We start from the raw sequence: 2622 nt of genomic DNA on the forward strand, positions 1-2622 counted from the left end.
CCTCAACACCCATTGCCACAAATGGCCGGTCCTCTGGCTCGACTGCACCGGCCTCGCCAACATCCCGCTGATCGAGGAGATCGGCCGCATTTTCAGCCTGCATCCGCTGGCGCTGGAGGACGTCGTCAACACCGGCCAGCGGCCTAAGGTCGACTTCTTCGAGGACCATGCCTTCGTCGTCGTCAGGATGATCGACGATGTCACCTCGCACCGCTATGAGCAGATCGCCGTCTTCTTCGGCAGCAACTTCGTCGTTACCTTCCAGGAGCGGGAAGGCGATCCATTCGATCCGGTGCGCAAGCGCATCGAAAGTTCGGCGCCCAACCGGCTGCGCGCCCGCGGCGCCGACTATCTTGCCTATGCGCTGATCGATGCCATCGTCGACAGCTATTTTCCGCCGATCGAGGCCGCCGGTGACATGGTCGACAGCATCGAGGACCAGATGCTGCATTCGCCGCACAAACACCAGATGCGGCAGCTACATGAATTGCGGCGTGACGCCAACGTGCTGAAAGGCGTGCTGTGGCCGATGCGCGATGCGCTGGCGACGCTGATCCGCAACGATGTGCCCTATGTGAAGGCCGAGACCAAGATCTTCCTCAACGACACGCTCGACCATGCGCTCAGGCTGATCGAGCTGGTCGAGACCCAGCGCGATATGCTGACCGGCCTGATCGAGATGCACCTGTCGCTGAGCCAGGCGCGCACCAACGACGTTATCAGCTATCTCACCATCGTCTCGGTCATCTTCATGCCGCTCACCTTCCTGGTCGGCATCTGGGGCATGAATTTCGATCCGGAGTCTTCGCCCTGGAACATGCCGGAACTGAAGGCCTACTACGGCTATCCCTTGTCGCTGCTGTTCATGGCGCTTGTCGCGTTCGGGCTGATCGCCTTCTTCAAATGGAAGAAATGGCTTTGACAGGGATAAACCTGCCATTTTGGCCTGAAAAGCCGGCTTGTGAATTGGGCTGGTGTTTTCCGGGGAATTGCACTATATGCGCCGCAGCTTAGCGCTATGACGCTTTGCTTGCACCGGCCCCTGCTGGACGACATCCCGGCTGAGGGCGACCCGTTTCCTCAAACAGATAAGGAAAAACACGATGTCGATTACTGCCGAGCGCAAACAGGAATTGATGGGTGAATTCGCAACCGCCAAGGGCGATACCGGGTCTCCGGAAGTCCAGGTGGCCATCCTTTCCGAGCGAATCAAGAACCTGACCGACCATTTCAAGGACCACAAGAAGGATAACCATTCCCGCCGTGGTCTGCTTGCTCTCGTCTCCCAGCGCCGCAGCCTGCTTGATTATCTCAAGCGCAAGGACGACGCGCGCTACCAGACGCTGATCGAGAAGCTCGGTCTGCGTCGTTGACGAATTGACCGGCGGGCTTTCGAAGGAGAGCCCGCCGGTCGCGCATTCTGCCAGTCGTATCGACTGGCCAGACCCGGTTTCGATCGTGCAGAGGGCACTCGAAACCGCCCATGGACGGTCATGGGGCAGGATTGCAGGACGCTCGCGCGCACCGCGCCGAAACACCCGAGCCTCCCGTTGTCTTGCCCGTGGCTGCCCGAGAAAGGAAGCCAGGGAAAGGGCATCTCCGCGCACCGTGAAACGGCGCGGCCCTTTCCTCATATTAAGGACAAGAGATGTTCAATCACCACAAAGTGGAAATCGAATGGGGCGGTCGTCCGCTCATCCTCGAAACCGGCAAGATCGCGCGCCAGGCTGATGGCGCGGTGCTCGCCACCTACGGCGAGACCAAGGTCCTCGCCACCGTCGTTTCGATGAAGGAGCCGAAGCCCGGCCTCGATTTCTTCCCGCTGACCGTCAACTACCAGGAAAAGTCCTACGCCGCCGGCAAGATCCCGGGTGGCTATTTCAAGCGTGAAGGCCGTCCGAGCGAGAAGGAAACGCTGGTTTCCCGCCTCATCGACCGCCCGATCCGCCCGCTCTTCGCCTCCGGCTACAAGAACGACACCCAGATCGTCGTCACCGTCGTCCAGCATGATCTCGAGAACGATCCCGACATCCTGTCGATCGTTGCCACTTCGGCCGCCCTGACGCTCTCCGGCGTTCCCTTCATGGGCCCGGTCGGCGGCGCCCGCGTCGGCTACATCAACGGCGAATACGTTCTGAACCCGCATGTCGACGAGATGCAGGAATCCAAGCTCGACCTCGTTGTCGCCGGCACCGCCGACGCTGTGCTGATGGTTGAGTCCGAAGCCAAGGAATTGGGCGAAGAGCTGATGCTCGGCGCCGTCATGTTCGGCCACAAGGGCTTCCAACCGGTCATCGACGCCATCATCAAGCTGGCCGAAGTCGCCGCCAAGGAGCCGCGCGACTTCACCGCGCCGGACTATTCCGCGCTTGAAGCCGAGATGCTGAAGATCGTCGGCGACGAACTCAGCAATGCCTACAAGAACGTCGACAAGCAGAAGCGTTACGCCGCCGTCGACGCCGTCAAGGCGAAGGTCAAGGCAGCGTTTGCCCCGGCCGAAGGCGAAGATGCCAAGTACACTTCCGAGCAGATCGGTTCGGTATTCAAGGAACTCCAGGCCAAGGTCGTGCGCTGGAACATCCTCGACACCGGTTCGCGCATCGATGGCCGTGACCTCAAGAC

2 protein-coding genes and 1 pseudogene are annotated in these 2622 nt (G+C 60.5%); all 3 read left to right on the forward strand.

Annotated features, from left to right (window positions below; translation table 11 throughout):
• Positions 1-922 (forward strand): magnesium/cobalt transporter CorA (gene corA, locus EN991_RS31610; protein ID WP_127370224.1); only part of this gene is annotated, 922 nt, incomplete at its 5' end.
• Positions 923-1061: 139 nt separating this feature from the next.
• Positions 1062-1373, forward strand: coding sequence for a 30S ribosomal protein S15 (gene rpsO, locus EN991_RS31615; protein ID WP_269470859.1), 312 nt, complete (start codon positions 1062-1064; stop codon positions 1371-1373).
• Positions 1374-1648: 275 nt separating this feature from the next.
• A pseudogene (locus EN991_RS31620) lies at positions 1649-2622 on the forward strand (polyribonucleotide nucleotidyltransferase); the annotation flags it as partial.

This window comes from Mesorhizobium sp. M7A.F.Ca.US.005.03.2.1 (assembly GCF_003997795.1).
Lineage (GTDB): Bacteria > Pseudomonadota > Alphaproteobacteria > Rhizobiales > Rhizobiaceae > Mesorhizobium > Mesorhizobium ciceri.